The 19,737-nt window shown below is 66.5% G+C and carries 18 protein-coding genes and 2 tRNA genes; 11 read left to right on the forward strand and 9 right to left on the reverse strand.

Features of this window, described 5'->3' with window-relative positions; translation table 11 throughout:
- Positions 1–17: 17 nt before the first annotated feature.
- Together OXM58_10240 and OXM58_10245 are read right to left on the reverse strand one after the other, a co-directional pair.
- The gene (locus OXM58_10240) at positions 18–1,355 is read right to left on the reverse strand and encodes an ATP-binding protein (protein MDE0148741.1); all 1,338 of its coding nucleotides are present in this window, start codon (positions 1,353–1,355) and stop codon (positions 18–20) included.
- A 15-nt stretch (positions 1,356–1,370) separates the two neighbouring features.
- Positions 1,371–2,057, reverse strand: coding sequence for a response regulator transcription factor (locus tag OXM58_10245; GenBank protein MDE0148742.1), 687 nt, complete (start codon positions 2,055–2,057; stop codon positions 1,371–1,373).
- A 306-nt stretch (positions 2,058–2,363) separates the two neighbouring features.
- On the opposite strand from OXM58_10245, the gene OXM58_10250 reads away from it, so the two are divergent.
- Positions 2,364–3,275 carry a branched-chain amino acid aminotransferase gene (locus OXM58_10250; protein ID MDE0148743.1) on the forward strand — a complete coding sequence of 304 codons (912 nt, stop codon included), beginning with the start codon at positions 2,364–2,366 and terminating at the stop codon, positions 3,273–3,275.
- Positions 3,276–3,278: 3 nt separating this feature from the next.
- On the opposite strand, the gene OXM58_10255 is transcribed toward OXM58_10250, so the two are convergent.
- A complete protein-coding gene (locus OXM58_10255) occupies positions 3,279–4,307 on the reverse strand; it encodes a DUF3179 domain-containing protein (protein ID MDE0148744.1) in 1,029 nt (342 codons plus the stop codon).
- Positions 4,308–4,615: 308 nt separating this feature from the next.
- Here OXM58_10255 and mtgA point away from each other — a divergent pair, with 308 nt between their 5' ends.
- Positions 4,616–5,314, forward strand: a complete 699-nt coding sequence (gene mtgA / locus OXM58_10260; protein MDE0148745.1) for a monofunctional biosynthetic peptidoglycan transglycosylase — start codon at positions 4,616–4,618, stop codon at positions 5,312–5,314.
- A gap of 17 nt (positions 5,315–5,331) precedes the next feature.
- On the opposite strand, the gene OXM58_10265 is transcribed toward mtgA, so the two are convergent.
- Positions 5,332–6,849: a transglycosylase SLT domain-containing protein gene (locus tag OXM58_10265; protein ID MDE0148746.1), complete on the reverse strand. Its 1,518-nt coding sequence runs from the start codon at positions 6,847–6,849 to the stop codon at positions 5,332–5,334.
- On the opposite strand from OXM58_10265, the gene OXM58_10270 reads away from it, so the two are divergent.
- The 4 genes from OXM58_10270 (at position 6,781) to OXM58_10285 (ending at position 10,369) form a co-directional block, all read left to right on the forward strand.
- The gene (locus tag OXM58_10270) at positions 6,781–7,653 is read left to right on the forward strand and encodes a TAXI family TRAP transporter solute-binding subunit (protein ID MDE0148747.1); all 873 of its coding nucleotides are present in this window, start codon (positions 6,781–6,783) and stop codon (positions 7,651–7,653) included. The two genes, OXM58_10265 and OXM58_10270, sit on opposite strands and share 69 nt — an antisense overlap.
- Before the next feature lie 50 nt (positions 7,654–7,703).
- The gene (locus OXM58_10275) at positions 7,704–9,656 is read left to right on the forward strand and encodes a TRAP transporter fused permease subunit (GenBank protein MDE0148748.1); all 1,953 of its coding nucleotides are present in this window, start codon (positions 7,704–7,706) and stop codon (positions 9,654–9,656) included.
- A 142-nt stretch (positions 9,657–9,798) separates the two neighbouring features.
- Complete coding sequence (locus tag OXM58_10280; GenBank protein MDE0148749.1) at positions 9,799–10,041, forward strand: type II toxin-antitoxin system ParD family antitoxin; 243 nt, start codon at positions 9,799–9,801, stop codon at positions 10,039–10,041.
- A gap of 10 nt (positions 10,042–10,051) precedes the next feature.
- A complete protein-coding gene (locus OXM58_10285) occupies positions 10,052–10,369 on the forward strand; it encodes a type II toxin-antitoxin system RelE/ParE family toxin (protein MDE0148750.1) in 318 nt (105 codons plus the stop codon).
- Between the two features lie 75 nt (positions 10,370–10,444).
- On the opposite strand, the gene OXM58_10290 is transcribed toward OXM58_10285, so the two are convergent.
- The 4 genes from OXM58_10290 to OXM58_10305 all read right to left on the reverse strand — a co-directional run bounded on the left by OXM58_10290 (position 10,445) and on the right by OXM58_10305 (position 12,704).
- Positions 10,445–11,884, reverse strand: a complete 1,440-nt coding sequence (locus tag OXM58_10290) for a phosphomannomutase/phosphoglucomutase (GenBank protein MDE0148751.1) — start codon at positions 11,882–11,884, stop codon at positions 10,445–10,447.
- 60 nt (positions 11,885–11,944) lie between these two features.
- Positions 11,945–12,020: transfer RNA gene (locus tag OXM58_10295), tRNA-Arg, on the reverse strand.
- Between the two features lie 88 nt (positions 12,021–12,108).
- A complete protein-coding gene (locus OXM58_10300; GenBank protein MDE0148752.1) occupies positions 12,109–12,489 on the reverse strand; it encodes a polymer-forming cytoskeletal protein in 381 nt (126 codons plus the stop codon).
- Between the two features lie 128 nt (positions 12,490–12,617).
- Positions 12,618–12,704 (reverse strand) — tRNA-Leu (locus OXM58_10305).
- Between the two features lie 191 nt (positions 12,705–12,895).
- On the opposite strand from OXM58_10305, the gene OXM58_10310 reads away from it, so the two are divergent.
- On the forward strand, positions 12,896–14,095 hold the full coding sequence (locus OXM58_10310; GenBank protein ID MDE0148753.1) for a CoA transferase: 1,200 nt from the start codon (positions 12,896–12,898) through the stop codon (positions 14,093–14,095).
- A 33-nt stretch (positions 14,096–14,128) separates the two neighbouring features.
- On the opposite strand, the gene OXM58_10315 is transcribed toward OXM58_10310, so the two are convergent.
- Positions 14,129–15,691: an FAD-dependent oxidoreductase gene (locus OXM58_10315; protein MDE0148754.1), complete on the reverse strand. Its 1,563-nt coding sequence runs from the start codon at positions 15,689–15,691 to the stop codon at positions 14,129–14,131.
- Between the two features lie 100 nt (positions 15,692–15,791).
- Here OXM58_10315 and OXM58_10320 point away from each other — a divergent pair, with 100 nt between their 5' ends.
- The 4 genes from OXM58_10320 to leuA all read left to right on the forward strand — a co-directional run bounded on the left by OXM58_10320 (position 15,792) and on the right by leuA (position 19,441).
- Positions 15,792–16,313: a hypothetical protein gene (locus tag OXM58_10320; GenBank protein MDE0148755.1), complete on the forward strand. Its 522-nt coding sequence runs from the start codon at positions 15,792–15,794 to the stop codon at positions 16,311–16,313.
- Positions 16,314–16,322: 9 nt separating this feature from the next.
- Positions 16,323–16,832 (forward strand): hypothetical protein, encoded by a 510-nt coding sequence (locus OXM58_10325; protein MDE0148756.1) that lies wholly within the window; start codon positions 16,323–16,325, stop codon positions 16,830–16,832.
- Positions 16,796–17,425 (forward strand): transglycosylase domain-containing protein, encoded by a 630-nt coding sequence (locus tag OXM58_10330; protein MDE0148757.1) that lies wholly within the window; start codon positions 16,796–16,798, stop codon positions 17,423–17,425. Before OXM58_10325 ends, OXM58_10330 begins: the two co-directional genes overlap by 37 nt.
- Before the next feature lie 321 nt (positions 17,426–17,746).
- Positions 17,747–19,441: a 2-isopropylmalate synthase gene (gene leuA, locus OXM58_10335; protein MDE0148758.1), complete on the forward strand. Its 1,695-nt coding sequence runs from the start codon at positions 17,747–17,749 to the stop codon at positions 19,439–19,441.
- Positions 19,442–19,737: the final 296 nt, after the last annotated feature.

The following is a 19,737-nucleotide window of genomic DNA, read 5'->3' on the forward strand; positions in this document are numbered from 1 at the left end:
TGTCGATGGAATCCGGTCTACACCGGAAAGCGCAGCACGGCGCGCAGCCCGCCCATCGGCGATTCGGCCAGGATAACGTCGCCGCCGTGGCCGCGCAGGATATCCCGCGCGATCGTCAGCCCCAGGCCGGCGCCGCCGCCGTCCCGGTTGCGCGCGTCGTCGAGGCGGTGAAAGGCCTTGAAGGCGTTGTCCCGCTCGTTCTCGGGAATGCCGGGGCCGTTGTCGTCCACGAAAATCACGATCATGGCGGCGCGCCGGCTGGCGCCGATCCTGATTTCGCTGGCGAAGCGCTCGGCATTGCGCACGATATTGGTCAGAGCGCGCTTGAAGCCGTTCGGCCGCACCGTGGCTTTCAGGCTGGACGGCAGCGCCAGTTCGATGCGGGCGCCGTCGTCCCTTGCCCTGGCGACCACATCGCGGACCAGCAGGTTGACATTCGCCTCGACGGCCTGCTCCAGCCCCTCGCCGCGGGCGAATGCGAGATATTCCTCGACCATGCGTTCCATCTCGTCGACGTCGCTGCGCAGAGCGGCGGTTTCGGGACTGTCCGGCTCAAGGGCGAGGCCGAGCTTCAGGCGGGTGATCGGCGTCCGCAGATCGTGCGACACGCCGGCCAGCATTTCCGTCCGCTGGTCGATCTGGCGTCTGAGCCGTTCGCGCATGATCAGGAAGGCGGTCGCCGCCTGGCGCACCTCGGTGGCGCCCCAGGGTTTGAAATCGGGCACATCCCGTCCCTTGCCGAACTGGTCCGCTGCTGCCGCAAGTTCGCGGATCGGGCGCACCTGGTTGAGCATGAACAGCCCGCCGATGATGAGCAGCACCACGGCGGCGCCGATCGACCAGGCGACATAGAGCTCGGTTGTGATGGGCCGGATCTTTTTCTTCGTCGCGATGATGTCCAGGGCCCCGCCCGGCGCGGTGACCTGGATGCGGATGTGGCGGTCGTCATGGTCTCCGTCGATAACGAAGTCCTCCGCCAGAATCCTGCGGAACTGGCGCATCACTTCGCGCCCCACCTGCCCGCCCATATTCCGGCTCTCGAGGCCTTCGAGCGTCCGATCCTTATGGAAGGTGACGCGCATGCCCTGGCCGGACCGCAGCGCGGACAGGATCCATGCCCGGTCCTTCACTGCCGGGAAATACCGCATGTGGTTGACAGTCAGCTGGATATTGTGGGCGAGATTTTGCGCCATGCGCCGCGACACGTTCTGGACGTGGCGATCGTAGAAGAACCAGAGCGAGATGAGCTGCACCGCGATGATCGGCACTCCGAGGATCAGCAGGGATCGGCCGAGCAGGCTTCGCGGCAGAAAACGGCGCAGCGGCGACAGGGATCGGTCTTCGGATAATGGCATCCCGACGCGCCTCCGTCAGTCCGGCATCAGGGCATAGCCCTTGCCGCGCACTGTTTGAAGATAGCGCGGATCCCGGGGATCGGGCTCCACCTTGCGGCGCAGCCGGGTGATCAGAACGTCGATCGCCCGTGCGCTGCCTTCCAGTTCGCCTTCCTCGGTCAGGGTGTCCCGCGCGACCGGCTCGCCCGCCCGTACGGCCAGAACCTTGAGCACCCGCGCTTCGGTCTCGGTCAACCGGACCCGGGCGCCGGCGCGCGTCAATTCGAGCCGGCGCATGTCGAACAGGCACGGCCCGAAGGCCAGGGTGCGCGGGATATTGGCCGAATCCGTCCGTTGCCGCCGCAGTGCCGTCCCGATGCGCAGCAGCAGTTCGCGCGGCTCGAAGGGCTTGGGCAGATAGTCGTCGGCGCCGCGCTCCAGCCCGGCGATCCGGTCCTCGGCCTCGCCCATCGCGCTCAGCATCAGGATCGGCACCGACGAGGCCCGGCGCAGGCCCTCGGTGAGCGACAGGCCCGATTCGCCCGGCATCATCACATCGACGATCAACAGGTCGAACGCGAAGGATTCGAGCTTGCGCCGGGCCTCCGCGGCATCGGCCGCCACGTCGACCATGAAGCCGTTATCCGCAAGGAAGCGCTGCAGCAGATCGCGCAGGCGCCGGTCGTCGTCCACGACCAGAATATGGGCGTCGCTGTCTTCCATTGCCGCTACCCTGCCGGTCCGGGTGAACGGGCTACCGGCGAATGCCGGCGCACACCGCCTCCCGGGGCGGGACAAGCGGGTTGCCGGCCCGCTCGGCAGCCCGGTCGGCAGGCCCGTCTGCAGGCCCATCTACGGACAGTGTGACTTTGGCCATCGTTGACTCGATTCCCTAACAATGTTACCCAGCGCGCCCTTTTGTTGAAAGAATCTAACCCGATTTACCGGCAAAGGCCAACCGTTGCAGCAGACGCGTCTCCGCTGCCGCCGGCCGGGACCGTGCGGGCTGCCCCCGGGAGGCTTAAGCGAATGTCCACGCCGCCGTTTCACGACCGCGACGGCCTGATCTGGCTCAACGGCGCGCTGATCCCCTGGCGCGATGCCAACGTGCATGTGCTGACCCACGGTTTGCACTATGCCAGTTGCGTCTTTGAAGGCGAGCGTGTCTACAGCGGCGAAATATTCAAGCTGACCGAGCATACCGAACGGCTGCACAAGTCCGCCAGCCTGCTCGACTTCGAAATCCCCTGGTCGGTGGCAGAAATCAACGATGCCTGCCGCACGGTCGTGGAAAAGCAGGGCATCGTCGACGGCTATGTCCGCCCGGTCGCCTGGCGCGGGTCGGAGATGATGGGCGTCTCGGCCCAGCAGACCAGGACCAATCTCGCGATCGCGGCCTGGGAATGGCCGGCCTATTTCACGCCGGAAGCCCGCCTGCAGGGCATCCGCATGACGGTCGCAAAGTATCGCCGGCCGGATCCGTCGACCGCGCCGACCGACAGCAAGGCCGCCGGCCTTTACATGATCTGCACGCTTTCGAAGCACGCCGCCGAGGCCGCGGGCTACAACGACGCGCTGATGCTCGACTGGCGCGGCCAGGTCGCCGAGGCGACGGGCGCCAACATTTTCCTGGTGCAGAAGGGCGTGCTGCACACGCCGACCCCCGACTGCTTCCTGGACGGGATCACGCGCCGCACCGTCATGGGGCTGGCCCGCAAGCGCGGCTACGAGATCGTCGAACGCGCGATCATGCCGGAAGAATTCGCGCACACCGACGAAGTGTTCCTGACCGGCACCGCCGTGGAGGTGACGCCGGTGCGCGAGATCGACGACTACCGGTTCAATGTCGGCGAGATCACCCGCGCCCTGGTCGGCGACTACGACGCGTTGGTCAACCGGAGCGACGACATGGCCGCAGCGGCCCGGGCGAGCGCGGCCTGAGCGCTATTCGGCCGCCGGCAGGCTGTGGATTTTCCCGTCCGGGTGAAACGCATGGAAAGCGAAGGCGAAGGAGACGTCGTGCACGGCGTCCTGCAACTGGCCGCGCGCGCCCTTGCGCTGCACGATGACGTTGCCGATATCGCGTCCTTCCGCGATCACGGCGCTGTCGAGGGCTGAGGCCTGCCCCTTCTCCCAGGTGATGACGTAGGCGCCCGCAATCACCTTGCGTTTCTCCCGCAGCAGGCTGAACGTCCAGGCCTGCCTGCCGATCACGACAACCCGCTCGAGCGGCGGCACGCCGGGCGGCAGGCTGCCGACATCGAAGTAGGGCCGGCTGCGGGTGTCGTAGCGGCGATAGGGGTTGTGGCCGTAGGCCCGCATGCCGTCGTTGTTGGGGATCAGCACCTTGCCGCCGGGATGACGGCCGGCAAACCGCTCGAAGCTCTCGACCCGCATCGGCAGCATCTTCAGCTTGCTGCCGGCCAGCTTGCCGACGATGCCCTGGCCGAGGAATTGCTGCCACCAGGTCTCGGTCTGGCGGTCGTACATCACGAGATCGGAGTTGCGCAGCTTGCCGGTGGTGCCGAAGTCGAGCACCCGCTCGCCCAGCCGGCGATCGAACACGACGGCGGAATTGCACAACGGGCACCAGGTGACAGAGACCGGCCGGCCGCCGACGCTGTCGTTGACGATCTCGTGCCACATCAGCACGCGTAGCGGATAGGCGCGCGCGTCTTCCCCGATCGCGACGGAAATGACCGGCTCGCGCCGGGCGAGGCCCTTCATGGCGGCCTGGCCGACGGTGGTGAATTCGGGATCGTCGATCGGCGGGATGCCGTCCTTCGGCGGTCCGCCCGAGCGGATCGAGGCGAGATCGACGATGGCGTTCGAAAAATCGGTCTTCGGCCATTCCCCTTTCCAGGAGAGCGGGGCGTCGGCGACGGCGCCCTCGTCGATCGGAATGAAGGCGCTGACCAGGATGAAAATCGCGGCGGCCAGAAGCGGCCTGCGGCCGGTGCGAAGGCGGATCATGGCAAAGTCTCCGGCCGGCGCCCGTTTCGTTTCGGGGTTTCGTTTCGGAGTTTCATTTCAGGGCGTCCTTTCGGGGCGCCGGCACCCGTTCCATTTCAACAGGCCGCCGCCCCTTGGACAATCCACAGACGCTCACAGCTTGGTGAAACCGCGCGGGCCCCCGCGCGGCACAGGATGCCTTGCCTTTTCGGTGATGACACCCGGAGCCGCGGCGCGATAATGCCGGCCATGGCCAGGACAGTCATCCCGCGTACGATCCTGGGTCTGGGCGCGGCGGGACCGAACGCCGAACGCGCCGGACGGGCCTGATGCTGCGCATCGCCGGCGCGATCCTGCTTGCCGCCGCCGTCGCCGGGCTCGTCTTCGGCCTGTCGGCGGTCGTCTCGGTCGCGCTGTACCGGGCCGGGCCGCCGACCCACACGCCGCTGATGGTCCTGCGGGCGGCGCAGCACCCCGACGCATATCCGGCCCGGTGGCACTGGCGGCCGCTCGAGCGGATCTCGCCGCATCTCGTGCGCGCCGCCATCGCCGCCGAGGACAGCCGGTTCTGCAGCCATAATGGCTTCGACTGGCAGGCGATTCGCCGGGTGCTGAAGACCCTGGAGGAAACCGGCGGGATCCGCCGCGGCGCCAGCACGATTTCGATGCAGACCGCCAGGAATGTCTATCTCACGCCGCACCGGTCCGTCATCCGCAAGGCTCTGGAGGCCGGGTTCACGGTGCTGATCGAGGCCTTCTGGGGCAAGCGGCGCATCCTGGAGGCCTATCTCAATATTGCCGAGTGGGGCCCCGGCATCTACGGCGCCGAGGCGGCGGCCCGGGCCTGGTTCCGCCGCTCCGCCGAACGCCTCACGCCGGCCCAGGCCGCGCTGCTCGTCAGCACCCTGCCCGGCCCGTTGCGCTGGCGGCCGGACCGGCCAAACCGCCGCATCGCGCGCAAGGCGCGCATCGTGCGCGAACGGATGCGTTTGGTGAAACTTGGGAAAGACCGGGCCTGCGGCCGGTGAAGGTGCGGCGCCGGCCCCTAGCGCGCGCGCAAGCTTGCCGTCGGCGCGGCGCGGAAGGCCGGATCGTCCGGGAACCGGCCGGAAATGCGCGACTGGAGTGAGATACGGGCGCGCTGATGCTCGGACAGACGGGTCAAATAGTCGACACGCAGGCCGCGTCTCCCGGCATTGCCGTCGCTGGCGAGCACCACGTCGCTGCCGATCTCATGCGCCAACGGCTGCCGGACGACCGCCCGCGCCAAGGGGTGACTGGACCGGAAACCCGGCGCATGCGCACAGGCTGCGACGATCGAATCCCGTGCGAACAGGGCGGCAAAACTCTCCCGCGGCCGGTGGCGGTGCGTGGCGAGGTAGCGGACGGCCTCATCGAAGACCGCCACGAACAGATCGATGTAAACGGAGCGGCCGACCGGATAGTTGCGCATTTTCCAGCGGTTTGCCCGGCCGTTCTGGCGGTACAGGCCGCCGGCGTTATAGGCGGCCGCCACCTTGGGCGGATCGAAGCGCGTCAGGCGGTACTGCCGGTTCAGATAGATGCCGATCATGCGGATATTGTTGGCCGGCTTCTCCAGCCAGGCCCGGTCGATCGACGGGTCGCGCAGCATGAAACGCGCGGTGCCGATCAAAATCTGGCCCAGCCCGACGGAAATCCGGCCTGGCGTCTTCCGGTCGCTGACATACCCGCGATAGGTCTTGTAAGCCCTTGGATTGAGCGCCGATTCATTGACGATGATCGTCAGGAACAACTCGGCCGGGACGCGGTATCTGCGGGCGGCGGCGCGGATCAAACCGCCGTATTTCCGCCAGGCCCGCGGAACGCTCCGCAGCCGGTAATGCTCGCGCGGCCGGATCCGCACCGGGCCGCGGTCGGTCACGATGCCGTCGGCGGTCATACGCCAGGAAACGCTGTCGCGGAACGATTGCCAGTGGGTCAGGCGGCCGATTTCCAGGCGCCGGCCGTTCCAGCTATCGGCGCCGCGGAAGACGGGCTTGCCGGCGCGGCATTCCCGATCGACCGTTGAGGCATGAACGGACGGCGCAAAAAGCAAGATGAGCGCTACCGCGCCCACAGCAGCCGGTAAATTTCGAAACAAAACGCAACATCCGGAACGTCTCCACAGCACCCGTCGGGCTTGTCCCGCCCGATCAGGCCGGCGGAAGCTAGAGCATTTGGCCACCGCTTTGAACCCGGAATCTTCGCAATGGCCCCTTAATCGATGAAATTGCGGCAAATCGCACCATTTGCGGGCGCGCGCGAATGCCGATTGGCGAAGCCCGGCCGTCGCTATATTCTGGCCGGAAAGCCGGCGGATAGACGCCGAAAATCGAGGAAGAAAATTATGCAGATTGCGACACCTTTGCGCCCATTCGGATTGCGGTTTTCGGAATGGGGACAGGCCTGTCTGAGCCTCGCCGGCATCGGTGCAATCGCACTCGCAACGCCGGCCCAGGCCCAGAGCGTCGGCATCGGCACGACCAAGGGCGGCGCCACGGCACAGGTCACGGCCGCCATTGCCAAGGTCGTTTCCGCCCATGCCGGCCTGCAGATGCGCCCGCAGCCCTACGCCAACACCTCGCAATACATCCCGGTCGTCAACAGCGGCAAATTGGAGTTCGCGGCGTCGAACATCTTCCAGCTTACCTTCGCGCTCAACGGCACCGGTATGTCGGAGGGCCGGCCGAACCCGAACCTGCGCATGGTCGCGACCCTGATGCCCTTCCGTGTCGCCTATTTCGTCAGCGAGAAATCCGGCATCGGGAGCTTCGCCGGACTCAAGGGCAAGCGTCTGCCCGGCTTCAAGCAGCGGGCTCTGGGCACCTATCTTCTGCTCGGCACGGCCGCCAACCTCAATGTCAGCACCGTCGGCTGGAATTTCGTCCAGGTGCCCAATTTCCCGCGCATGTGGGACGGCTTCAAGCGCGGCACGCTGGATGCAGCGATCGCCGCCGTGGGCTCCAAACCGACCCGGGACATGAAGGCGGCGCGCGGCGCGCTGCGCATTCTGCCGATCAACGACGACCGCGATTCGGTTGCCCGGATGCGCCGGCACCTTCCGCAGTCCTACGTCATGACGATGAAGGCCAATCCGAAGCTGCCCGGCCTGAGCGGCGACGTGAAGATCATGGCCTTCGACTACACGCTGTGGGCGCACAAGGACGTCCAGGACGATACCGTCTACCGGGTGGCGCGGACGATGCACGAGCGGGCCGACGACCTGCGCGCTGCGGCACCGCTGTGGCGCAGCTTCAAGGCGGCAGGCATGGCGAAAAAGGTCGACATCGACTATCACCCCGGCGCCATCCGCTTCTATCGCGAAAAGGGGATTTGGCGGCAGTAGGCGCCTGACAGCCGGCTGCCGCAGGACGCCGTCCGGAATCCGTTCCGGAGATGCGCCCCGGCGGCGACGCCCGGTCCCCGGATGAAGCCGCCGGCGCCGTATTGCGGGACGCGCCCGCCACCCGGCATTTCTGCGCGTTCCTGGCTGCGCTGATCACGGCCCTGGCGGTCGCCTGGGCCGCCGACCTGCCGCGCCTCGCCGGCCTGTCCTCGCTCTATACCGAGCAGATGATCGCCGTCGTCCTCGGCGCGGCGAACGCGCTGATCTTCCTGCGGCGGCCGTTCCGCCGCGGGCGCGCCCGGCCGACGGCGCCGCTCGCCGACCGGGCGATCGCCATCGCCAGCCTCGCCGCCGGCCTGTGGCTCGCCGTCCGCTTCCCGGTGCTCACCGAAGACGCATTCTATTATCCCGACGAAGTGCTGGTCATCGGCCTGGTGCTGGTGCCGCTGACCGTCGAGGCCCTGCGCCGGGCCACCGGCGTTAGCCTGCTGCTCGTGGTCGCGGTCTTCATCCTGTACGGCCTGTACGGCGATATCTTCGAGGGCAAGCTGCAGGCCCGCACCATGACCGCGGCCGAGATGGTCCGCTATGTCGGCCTCGATTCGACGGCGATGCTGGGCCGGCCGATCGTCATCGGCGTGACCATCGTCACCGTGTTCGTGCTGCTCGGCCGGTTGCTGCTGCTGTCGGGCGGTTCGGATTTCTTCACCGACATCGCCGCGGCGCTGATGGGGCGGAGCCGCGGCGGTTCGGCCAAGATCGCCGTCACCGCCTCGGCCATGTTCGGCTCGATCTCCGGCAGCGCGGTCTCCAACGTCGCCTCGACCGGAGTCATCACCATCCCGCTGATGCAGCGCGGCGGCTACAGCGCGCGCGCGGCCGGCGCCATCGAGGCCGTGGCCTCGACCGGTGGCCAGCTCACGCCGCCGATCATGGGCGCGGCGGCCTTCCTGATGGCCGAATTCCTGCAGGCGCCGTACCAGGACATCGTGCTGGCGGCGATCCTCCCCGCGCTGCTGTTCTACGTCGCCCTGTTCGTCCATACCGACCTCGAGGCGGCGCGCACCGGCGTGAAGGCGCTGGAACCGGAGCAAATCCCGCCGGCGCGCAAGGTGCTGGCCGGCGGCTGGTTCCTGATCGTGCCCTTTGCTGTGCTGATCGTCGTGCTGTTCAGCCTCAACCAGCCGGCGGAGACCGCCGCGCTGGCGGCGTGCGCCAGCCTGGCCGCGATTGCGTTGTTCGTCGGCTACGGCGCGCGCCGGCTGACTACGGCGGCGATCCTGACGGCCTTTCGCGATACCGGCTACATGGTCGTCGACATCATCGCGATCACGGCCGCGGCGGGCATCATCATCGGCATCCTGGACCGCTCGGGCCTGAGCTTCGGTCTCGGCTTCGTGCTCGTCCAGTTCGGCGAGAACAGCCTGTTCCTGCTGCTTCTGGTGACCGCCGGCGTGTCGATCCTGCTCGGCATGGGCATGCCGACGACCGGCGTCTATTTCCTGCTCGCCGCGCTCGCCGCCCCGCCGCTGATCAAGCTCGGGGTCGAGCCGATCGCCGCGCACATGTATGTGCTGTATTTCGGCATGCTTTCCATGATCACGCCGCCGGTCGCGATTGCCGCCTTTACTGCCGCGAACCTGTCGGGCGCCGGGCCGATGGCGACGGCGCTGAGCGCGGTGCGGTTCGGCTGGCCGGCCTATGTCGTGCCGTTCCTGTTCGTACTGTCGCCGACCCTGCTGATGCAGGGCGACGCCGTCTCCGTGCTGCTGGCGGCGGCCACCGCGGTCCTCGGCGTCGCGGCGGTGACGAGCGCGCTGGCGGGCTACGCGCTGAAGCCGTTGGGCCCGGCCGCGCGCCTCGCGATCGGCGCCGCCGGCCTCGCCCTGCTCCTGCCGCCGGAGGCCTTCGCCGAAGCCGGCTGGATCAACCTGGCCGGCGCCGCCGTCCTGGCGCTCGGTCTGCTGCTGTCGATCTTGCCGCGCCGAGCGAGCGCCAGCTGACTGCCTTCGGCCACAGACCGGTACATTTCTTTGCGGTCCTGCGCGCTATGACTCTCGATCCGTCTGCATGTCGCCGCGCTTGACGGGATTCCGCCGCTATATCAGTATCTGATATTATCTGACATAAATTCAGGCCGCAAACATGCCGAACGTCCACCTTACCAAACCGATGGAATCCTACGTTCACGGCCAGATCGAGTCCGGCGCTTACGCCAACGTGAGCGAGGTCGTGCGGGCGGGAATCCGGCTTCTGATGGAACGCGACGGCGCGCGCCAGTTCTACGCGCTGAAAGCGGATCTCGAAGCGGCCGTGCGCGAGGCGGAAGCCGGCGGATTCAGCGACTTCGATCCCGCCGCCTACGAGCCGGAGGCAGGCAGCCGGTAGCTGCAACGCGATGACGATCCGGCTGTCCCAGCTTGCCCAGCACGACCTCGACGATATCCGTCGCTATACCCTCGAAACCTGGGGCCGCAACCAGTGGTTGACCTACTACCGCGGCCTGGTGCGGACCTTCGAATCGATCGCCGCCGACCCGGACGGCGGACGGGACCGCAGCCTTTTCGCGGCCGGCCTGCGCTCGGTGAATTACCGGCGGCATGTCGTCTTCTTTGCCCGCATTGCCGCTGCCGGCGGTGAGCCGGTCATCCTGCGCATCGTCCATCAGCGCCGCAACATGCCGGCCCTGACGTATTACGAGGATGTCGGCGACTGAGACTTCGCCGCGCCTTGTCGGCGCGACGGGCGTCCCCACCTGCGATCCGATCCCGGCAGCGCATCCCGGCACCGCCTAAATCTCCGGCCAATCGACGCCTTCATCCGCCAGAATTTCGCGCAGTCCGGCGACCAGCCGGGCAAGACCGGCCTCTGTCCCGGCTTCGCAGCGCAACGACAGGGCGGCCTGGGTGTTCGACGCCCGCAGCAGCCACCAGCCGTCTTCGATCTGCGCGCGGACGCCGTCGATGGCGACGAATTCCGCGGCCTGCGCTTCGAGCCGCGCGCGGACCGCCTCGACGATGGCGAATTTCCGCGCCTCCTCCACCCCGACACGGATTTCCGGCGTGTTGAAGACGGGCGGCAGGGCGGCGCGGAAGGCCGAGAGCGGCGCCGGATCGCCCGCCATGAGGCGGAGCAGGCGCACCGCGGCGTAGAGCGCGTCGTCAAAACCGTAGTAGCGGTCGGCGAAGAACATATGGCCGCTCATCTCGCCGGCCATCGGCGCGCCGGTTTCCCGCATCCGGTTTCTGATGAGGGAATGGCCGGTCCGGTACATTTCGGGCGCGCCGCCGAGCCGGGCCACCTCGTCGAAAAGGACCCGGCTCGCCTTGACGTCGGCGATGATCCGCGCGCGCGGCCGGTCGCCGAGCAGGTCGGCGGCGAAGTAGAGCATCGCCTGGTCGGCCCACAGGATCGCGCCGCTGTCGTCGACGATGCCGATCCGGTCGCCATCGCCGTCGAAGGCGATTCCGACATCCGCACCGTCCCGCGCGACGGCCGCCTGCAGGTCGGCGAGATTGGCCGCGACCGTGGGATCCGGATGATGGTTCGGAAAGCTGCCGTCGATTTCGGCGTACAGGAGACGATGGGTCCCGGCGAGCCGGCCGGTCAGCCGGGCCGCGATTTCGCCCGCAGCGCCGTTGCCGCAATCCCACACAACGGTGAGGCGCGACATGTCGGCGCCTTCCAGTTCGGCGACGAGGCGGTCGGTATAGGCCTCCGCGATGTCGATCGCGGCGGTCTTTCCGGGCTCCGGAGCAGGTTCGATCCCCGCCGCCGCGGCCCGTCCCAACTCCCTTATCTCGTCGCCGAACACGGGCCGTCCGCCGCCGCAAACCGGCCCGAACATCATCTTGAAACCGTTGTGGTCGCTTGGATTGTGCGAACCGGTCACCATGACGCCGGCATCGGCGCCGCAATCGTGCAGGGCGAAATTCAACATCGGCGTCGGGCCGCGCCCGACCGTGAGGACGCTCCGGCCGCTCGCCGTCAGCCCGTCGATCAGGGCGTCGCACAGGGCCGGCGAACTGCGCCGCCCGTCCCAGCCGACGCAGACGGTCGACCCGCCTTCCCGGCCGACCGACGCGCCGAAGGCGGCGCCCAGGGCGCGCGCATCCGCTGGGAACAGCGTCTCTCCGGCGATGCCGCGGACATCGTACTCGCGCAGAATTTCGGGATGGAAAGAATGGCCGGGAAGCCGGCGGCCCGATCCGCCCCTGTGGAGTCCGGTCATGGAATATCCGTGCGGGCAGGGTCCGTCGCGCAGGCCCGTTCCGGGCGAAATTCGAGGGTCTGGCGACCCCGGCAGGACTCGAACCTGCGACACCAGGATTAGGAATCCTGTGCTCTATCCTCTGAGCTACGGGGCCGCTTCCGGCGGTAAATTGGCGGCCCGGCGGGAACTGTCAACAACCGGCGGCCGTCCCGCAAGTCCGGGACAACCCGCCGGCTGCGCGATTACCGCGCGCCGCCTCCCGCCGCCTCGAGCAGGGTCGGCTGGCCGGCGCCCCTGGCCTTGCCGGTCCGGCGCGTGCAGCGGCCTTCGAATTCGGCGCCGTTTTCGATCGACAGGCTTTCGTATTCGACATCGCCGTCGACCCGGGCCGTCTTGCAAAGGGTTGCGATCCGCGCCGCGATCCCGCCGGTCACGCGGCCATGCACCATGATCTCCTCCGCGGTGATCTTGCCTTCGACATGGCCGCCCGATCCGACCGTCAGCTTCCGGACGGCAACGTCGCCCTGGATCTCGCCCTCGACCATCAGATCGCCTTCCGAAGCGATATTGCCTTCGATCCGCAAGCCGTCGCCGACAAACGACGCATCGGTATTTTCCGACATTTTCCCGTTCCTTCCTCCCGCCCGGACGTCCGGGTCCGGGCCGGTCCCAGCCTCGCCCGGAATTCCCGGCGTTGCAAGCCGGTTTCGGCGCGGAACCGCTGACCATTTACCGCGCGGTATCGGACCAATGGTGCCCCCGGGGAGACTCGAACTCCCACGCCGTTGCCGGCAACAGATTTTGAGTCTGCCGCGTCTGCCAATTCCGCCACAGGGGCCGTCCGGCGCGCCGGAGCGCAAGACCATAGCGCTGCAACCGCCGTTTGCAAGATGCGGGCGCGCCCCGCCGCAGCGCCGGACCCGACAACGGCAGCCGCCCGGCGGCGGTCCGGCAGCAGCGCCGAAAAGCCGCTGGAACGCGGCGCGGGCGCGACGCATTCTGCCCGGCAGACAAAGGCAGGAGCGACAGATGCCGGGCGTGCTGGACGAAATTCGGGTGCTGGACTTCGGACGCTACATCGCGGGGCCCTATGTCGGCGCCCTGCTGGCGGATTTCGGCGCCGACGTGATCCGGGTCGAGAAGCGCGGCGGCAGCGAGGACCGCTTCGTGCTGCCGCTCACGACCGATGCCGACGGCCGGCCCGGCGAAGGCGCCCTGTTCCTGCAGATGAACCGCAACAAGCGCTCGGTCACCCTTGACCCGATGAAGCCGGAGGGCCGCGCCGCGCTCGACCGGCTGGTTGCCACGGCCGATGTCGTCATCGCCAACCTCCCGCCCCAGACCATGGCGCGCATGGGCCTGGATTACGACAGCCTGCGCGCCGTCAAGGCGGACATCATCCTCGCCAACCTGTCGTCCTACGGCAAGGACGGGCCGTGGGCGACGCGCCCCGGCTTCGACAGCGTCGGCCAGGCGATGTGCGGCTCGATCTACCTGACGGGCGAGCCGGGCCGGCCCTGGCGCGCGCCGATCGCCTTCATCGATTTCGGCACGGCCCTGCACGCGGCCTTCGGCGTCGCCATGGCGCTGATCGAGAAGCAGCGCTCCGGGCGCGGGCAGGAGGTCGTCGGCGCCCTGCTGGCGACCGCCGCCGCCTTCAACGGCTTCCTGCTGACGGAACAGTCCGTCCTGGAACCGGACCGGGGGCCGATCGGCAACCGCGCCTTCAACTCCGGCCCGACCGACCTGTTCCAGACCCGGGACGGCTTCATCGTGGTCCACACCGTCGGCAACCCGCTGTTCAAGCGCTGGGCCGACCTGATGGGCGAGCCGGAATGGCTCGAGGACGAGCGCTTCGCCACCGACGACGCGCGCGGCGACAACGGCGCGGTCCTGTCGCAGCGCATGGCGGCCTGGTGCGCCGAACGGACCCGCGACGAGGCGCTGGAAGCGCTGGCCGCGGCGCATGTCCCGGCCGGCCCGGTGCTCAAGCCGCAGGAGGCGCTGGACCATCCCCAGGTCCGGGCGCTCGGCCTGCTCCATCCGGTCGCCTGGCCCGGCGCCGACCGTCCGGCCATGGTCGCGCAGGCGCCGATCTGGCTGAGCGAGACCCCGGCCCTGCCGCCGACGGGCCAGGCAGAGACCGGCCAGCATACGGACGAGGTGCTCGGGGCCATCGGTTACGGCGCGGAGGATCTGGCCGCCCTGCGCGAGGCGGGCGCGATCTAGGCGCCGTTCGGCCGGCCGCGCACGCGCGCCGGTTCATCTGGCGGTGAAGCGGGCGTGAATCGCCCCGGCGGCGGCGTGGGCGGCGAGCAGGGCGCCCTCCTGCCAGCCGGGCAGCGCGGTCACCTGATCGCCGGCGAAATGGAACGGTCCGTCGCCCCGGCGCAGCGCCGCTGCAGCGTCCGGGTTGCGGCGCGGCCATCCGCCCTTCTGGAAGGGAACCTTGAGCCAGGCGCGGCTGATCCCGCACTCCATCTCGCCGGCGTATCCCGGATGCAGAGGCGCGCCTTCCGCCAGCGCCGCCCGCAGGCGTTCCGGCGCGGACAGTGCGGAATAGCGTAACCCCGGCTTCCGGCTCCAGATATAGGCGCCGACCAGCACGCCCTTGGGCCGCTGGTAGCCGTTGCACGGATACCAGACCTGGGTGATGTCGTTGTCGGTCCAGGAAATGCCGCCGTAGATCGCCGCATCCTCCTCCCAGAACCGCCGCTTCGCCTGGAAGGCGACCTTTACCGCTTCGACGAAGTCGAGGGAGCCGAGCGCCGCCCGGGTGCCGGGCGAAAAGTCGTTCGGGATGTCCTTCAGAACCGGCGCGGGGATGGTGCAGATGGCATAGTCGGCCAGGACGGCCCGCTCGGCGCCATCGGGGCCGTGCCAGACGATCCGGACCCCGTCGCCCTGCCGGCGGATCTGTTCGACGATGCATCCGTAGCGCACGAGGCCGCCGACGCGCTGCGTAAAGGCCCGGACGAGCGCGTCCATGCCGCCGACCGGCTGGAACAGCGTCGGGTTCTGGTCGAGGAAATGGCTGAAATGGAGCTTGTACTCCCAGAACTCGGCGCCCAGCAGCTCGCCGAAATCCAGCCGCTCCTCGATCTCGCCCGCCGCCATCCCGGCGTTGACCTGCGCGCCCCGATAGCCGGCCCGGTCCGACCCGGCATAGCTGCGGTCGTCCTTCAGCCCGCCGAAACTCTTGAGCATGGCGCGCACGCGCTCCTTGTCGTCCGGAGTCAGCTCCGCGTCCAGCGCGCCCCGGTCCACGGCCTTGGCAAGCAGTTCCGCAACATAGCCGCGCATGTCGGTCAACACCCGCCGGCCGGCGACCGGCCGGCCGCCGAAGCGCTCGCGGTTATGGAAGAAGGCGGCCCGGTTGTCGTTGGTGAAGACTTCGAGATCGATGCCGAACGCCTTGCAGTATCCGAGCGCCGTGCGGTGATGGTAGGGAATGCGCGCCGGGCCGAGATTGGCGTAGAGATGGTCCTCCCGGTCGAAGCACACCTCCTGGCGCATGCCGCGCTCGGTCAGCACATCACCGCCGCGCGCCGTCAGGTTACGGCCGCCGGCGCGCCCCGTCGCTTCCAGCACCGTGCAGTGCCAGCCCGCCCGCGACATCTCCCACGCCGCCGCGAGGCCCGAGACCCCCGCGCCCAGGATGACGACCCGTCCGCCCTTGCCAGACCCGGGCGGAAGGTCCAGCGCCGCGGCATGGGCGTCGCCCGGCCCCAGCATGCCGAGTGCATCCATGGTCCGGTAAACTGCCGCCGACCCGGCGGCGGCGGCGACCGAACGCAGCAATGTGCGCCTGGTGGGAGTATACACGGTGCGTCTCCTCCGCGATTTGCCGCCGCCCGTTCGCCGGACGGAGCGCCAGCGCTGTGCCTGCGTTGACACCAGGCAATTCGGCCTATCTAAGATTATCGTGACGCCGCGCGGCCCGGCAAATCCGTCCACTGGGCCCGACGGCTTGGAGGAAAGCGTCCTGACCTATCCCGGCCGCGATATTCTTACAGAAATCGGCGACGATCCCGAGAGAATCGCCTTCGAGTTGCGAGATTTTTCGAATTCCGCACGGCTTCTTTCGGAGCAGTGGGAGCGGCTGGCGGAAAAGCATCCGATGGAATGGGTATGCTTCCATCGCGGCAAAATCTCGGCCCATTCGGAATCTCTCGACGCTCTTATGGAGGAGATGAGAAATCTGGGCATCCCGTCAGACCGCGCGGTCATCCGATTCATCGACAAAGAGCCGAAAATCCTAATTCTCCGATACTGCGGGGCAGCTTCCACGCCGCGACCGGCCGGCCGTGGTGGCGCGGGTGCCGGTCTGGCTAAGAGAGACCAAGGACCTTCCACGGAGGCGCGCTTATGGCCATCGGCTACGATTATGAACTCCCAAATCGGCGGATCCAAATGCTTTGACGAAAGTGAAATGAAACTTAGATAGGTATCTTCTTTGATATTCGATTCATTCCTTTCTGATGTATTCAGCACATTTGTTGGCGGAATTCTGCTGGCATTATCATTCTTTTGGATTAGGGAAAAATGGTTTTCTTTTCCTGAAATTGAAGGCCGATGGTTCATCAAGACCGACACAATTGAATCAGACTATGACGATTTTAGGAATATGATACTCGTATTTAATGCGATGATTTGGCGAGAAGAGAATCTAATCAAAGGAACGGCTGAGAAAATATATGAAATGTCATCGACTGTTCAAAAAGAATATGTAGGAAAGGAAAGAACAAGAAGCGAAGTTAATGGGTGGATCGAAAGAAAATATTTTTCGAGAGATCGTATTTATCTTCATGTGGTTGAGCAGGGGCATAGAAGGGAGTCGACGACATTTTACACTCTTGTCTTGGAACAAGACGATAGAATGGTCGGTACGTTTGTGTCGATGGTGGCCAACGTAAAGGGCAGAGCAAGTTGTTCACGAGACTTAGAACTGCCGCATTCCGCATAATTTGTTTTGTTCACCTAGTTGTTGCTTGGATTGTTTATAAGCTACAACCGGAAGGTGTGGAGGGTGATTTGCGCTCTTGCATTCGAGTGGTTGATCAGTTCGGAGCAACCGTACCTGCAAAATTTATTGAGGCGCTGGTCAATGCTGAAGATCATCGCAGCGCGCTTCATTTTGGAGTTGATCCGATAGCAATATTACGAGCCTTCATGGTGAGAATTAAGAATGGCGAGATTCAAGGTGCGAGCACTATTGAACAACAGTTTGTCAGAGTTGTAACGAAAAGGTATGAACGAACAATTGGCAGAAAAGTTCGTGAACAATTTCTGGCAGCTATGCTATCTCTCCGGCGCCCTAAGAGATCAATAGCTTCGGCCTACCTGTCAATAGCGTATTATGGAACCAGCATTGAAGGCATAGGAGGACTACGAAAGCATTTTGGGCAAAATCTTTGGGACGTCGATTATTTGGACGCGCTTGAGTTTATTGCCCAGTTAAAGTATCCACGTCCGGCAAAGGATCTGTGGATATGGAGATACAAAATTGATCGGAGAGTAGCTTATATTGCCCGCGTCCGGAGCAAGCAGCCAGCATGATTCTGCATCTGCGCCACGATGCGGCTTGACCGGGGCGGATGGCGTCCTTACCGTTTGCGGCACGATGCACATGCCGCACGCCATTACCGGTCTGCTTCTGCTTAGCCACCCGGCGTCCTAGGACGCCGGGCCAAGGGCGCGCGACCGCCGCCCGCCGCATGTGACACCCCCGATCCGACGCCCCGGATTTCAAGATCCCCGAGGCAAGCGCCGCAAGGCAGGATCCCCCAAGGAACCTTCGCGACAACCGGAACAGAGCGCTGCGCCGCCTGACACGCGGGCGCAGCCGTCTCTCCGCCCCGCCGAACCGGAGACGTTTCCATGTCCACCATGCCGATCCACAAATACCAGGGCTTCGAGCCGGTCGGCCTGACCGACCGGACCTGGCCCGGCAAGGTCATCGAGAAGGCGCCGGTCTGGTGCTCGGTCGACCTGCGCGACGGCAACCAGGCGCTGGTCGAGCCGATGGGGCCGGAGCGCAAGCGGCGCATGTTCGAACTGCTGTGCCGGATGGGCTTCAAGGAGATCGAGGTCGGCTTCCCCTCGGCCTCGGAGACCGATTTCGACTTCTGCCGCCAGCTCGTCGAGCAGGACATGATCCCCGACGACGTCACCATCCAGGTGCTGACCCAGGCGCGCGAACACCTGATCCGGCGCACCTTCGACGCCATCCGCGGCGCGCGGCGCGCCATCGTCCATCTCTACAATTCGACGTCGACGACCCAGCGCCGCGTCGTCTTCAACGCCGACCGGGCGGAGATCATGAAGATCGCGACCGACGGTGCGGAACTGATCCGGAACCTGCTCCCGAGCGTCCCGGAAACCGAGGTGATCCACCAGTATTCGCCGGAATCCTTCACCGGCACCGAACTGGACTATGCCCGGGACGTCTGCAACGCCGTGATGGACGTGTGGCAGCCGACGCCGGAGAAGAAGACGATCATCAACCTGCCGGCGACCGTCGAGATGGCGTCGGCCAACATCTACGCCGACCAGATCGAGTGGATGCACCGCAACATCGCCAACCGCGACTGCTACCTCCTCTCCCTGCACCCGCACAACGACCGGGGCACCGCCGTTGCCGCCGCCGAGCTCGGCGTGATGGCCGGCGCCGACCGGATCGAGGGCACGCTGTTCGGCAACGGCGAGCGCACCGGCAACGTCGACATCGTCACCCTGGCGCTCAACCTGTTCACCCAGGGCGTCGATCCCGATCTCGAAATTCAGGACATCAACGAGATCATCCGCACGGTCGAATATTGCAACCAGCTGCCGGTCCATCCGCGCCACCCCTATGGCGGCGAGCTGGTGTTCACCGCCTTCTCCGGCTCGCACCAGGACGCGATCAAGAAGGGCTTCGCGGCGCTCGAGTCCAGCAACAGCGAACTGTGGGACGTGCCCTACCTGCCGATGGACCCGAAGGATGTCGGCCGGACCTATGAGGCGGTCATCCGCATCAACAGCCAGTCCGGCAAGGGCGGCGTCGCCTATGTCATGGATGCCGACTACGGCCTGAAACTGCCGCGCATGCTCCAGGTCGAGTTCTCCGGCGTGATCCAGAAGGTGACCGACGCCACCGGCAAGGAGATGACCTCGGAGGAGCTCTGGTCGGTCTTCGAGAAGGAATATCTCGACCAGGAGGGCCCGATCGGCTTCGGCAACTACCGCACGGTGCCGGACGCCCACGCCAGCGAGATCCGGCGCATGACCGCGGAGATCAGCTGGAACGGCGAGCCGCGCACGATCCAGGGCAAGGGCAACGGCCCGATCGACGGCTTCATCGACGCGCTGAGGAACGGGCTCAACCTGAACATGGCGATCCAGAGCTATCACGAGCACGCCGTCGGCAAGGGCGCCGACGCCACCGCGGTCGCCTATGTCGAGGTCAGCACGCCGGACGGCGGCACCCTGTTCGGCGTCGGCCGCGACCCGAACATCGTCGCCGCTTCGCTCCGCGCCATCGTCAGCGCCGCCAACCGGGTGGCAAAGGCCGACGCGGCGGAGGAGGCAGCGTAGGGCGGCGTAGGGCGGCGTAATTCTCACACGTCATTTCGACCGGAGCGGCGAAGCCGCGAAGCAGCCTGCCCTGAGCTTGTCGAAGGGGAGAAATCTTTTCTGCGTGGCGCAACGGTCCATACGCCGGAGCGCAAAGATATCTCCACTACGCCGCCTTCCAGGCGGCTCCGGTCGATATGACGGGTATGGAATTTGCTATCGGGGATCCGGCCCGATCAGCCGCGCACCGCAGCGCGGGCGGCGCGGTGGCGCTCCCAGCGCGGCTGGCGGCAGATGTTGCCGAGGAACTCCAGCAC

The organism is Rhodospirillaceae bacterium, assembly GCA_028819475.1.
Lineage (GTDB): Bacteria > Pseudomonadota > Alphaproteobacteria > Bin65 > Bin65 > Bin65.

Excerpts from the sequence above, each read along its gene's own strand:
- OXM58_10240 (MDE0148741.1), bottom strand. The coding sequence starts at position 1,355 with ATGCCATTATCCGAAGACCGATCCCTGTCGCCGCTGCGCCGTTTTCTG.
- OXM58_10245 (MDE0148742.1), bottom strand. The coding sequence starts at position 2,057 with ATGGAAGACAGCGACGCCCATATTCTGGTCGTGGACGACGACCGGCGC.
- OXM58_10250 (MDE0148743.1), top strand. The coding sequence starts at position 2,364 with ATGTCCACGCCGCCGTTTCACGACCGCGACGGCCTGATCTGGCTCAAC.
- OXM58_10255 (MDE0148744.1), bottom strand. The coding sequence starts at position 4,307 with ATGATCCGCCTTCGCACCGGCCGCAGGCCGCTTCTGGCCGCCGCGATT.
- mtgA (MDE0148745.1), top strand. The coding sequence starts at position 4,616 with ATGCTGCGCATCGCCGGCGCGATCCTGCTTGCCGCCGCCGTCGCCGGG.
- OXM58_10265 (MDE0148746.1), bottom strand. The coding sequence starts at position 6,849 with ATGGGCGGAAACGACCTTGGCAATGGCGGCCGTGACCTGTGCCGTGGC.
- OXM58_10275 (MDE0148748.1), top strand. The coding sequence starts at position 7,704 with ATGCGCCCCGGCGGCGACGCCCGGTCCCCGGATGAAGCCGCCGGCGCC.
- OXM58_10280 (MDE0148749.1), top strand. The coding sequence starts at position 9,799 with ATGCCGAACGTCCACCTTACCAAACCGATGGAATCCTACGTTCACGGC.
- OXM58_10285 (MDE0148750.1), top strand. The coding sequence starts at position 10,052 with ATGACGATCCGGCTGTCCCAGCTTGCCCAGCACGACCTCGACGATATC.
- OXM58_10290 (MDE0148751.1), bottom strand. The coding sequence starts at position 11,884 with ATGACCGGACTCCACAGGGGCGGATCGGGCCGCCGGCTTCCCGGCCAT.
- OXM58_10300 (MDE0148752.1), bottom strand. The coding sequence starts at position 12,489 with ATGTCGGAAAATACCGATGCGTCGTTTGTCGGCGACGGCTTGCGGATC.
- OXM58_10310 (MDE0148753.1), top strand. The coding sequence starts at position 12,896 with ATGCCGGGCGTGCTGGACGAAATTCGGGTGCTGGACTTCGGACGCTAC.
- leuA (MDE0148758.1), top strand. The coding sequence starts at position 17,747 with ATGTCCACCATGCCGATCCACAAATACCAGGGCTTCGAGCCGGTCGGC.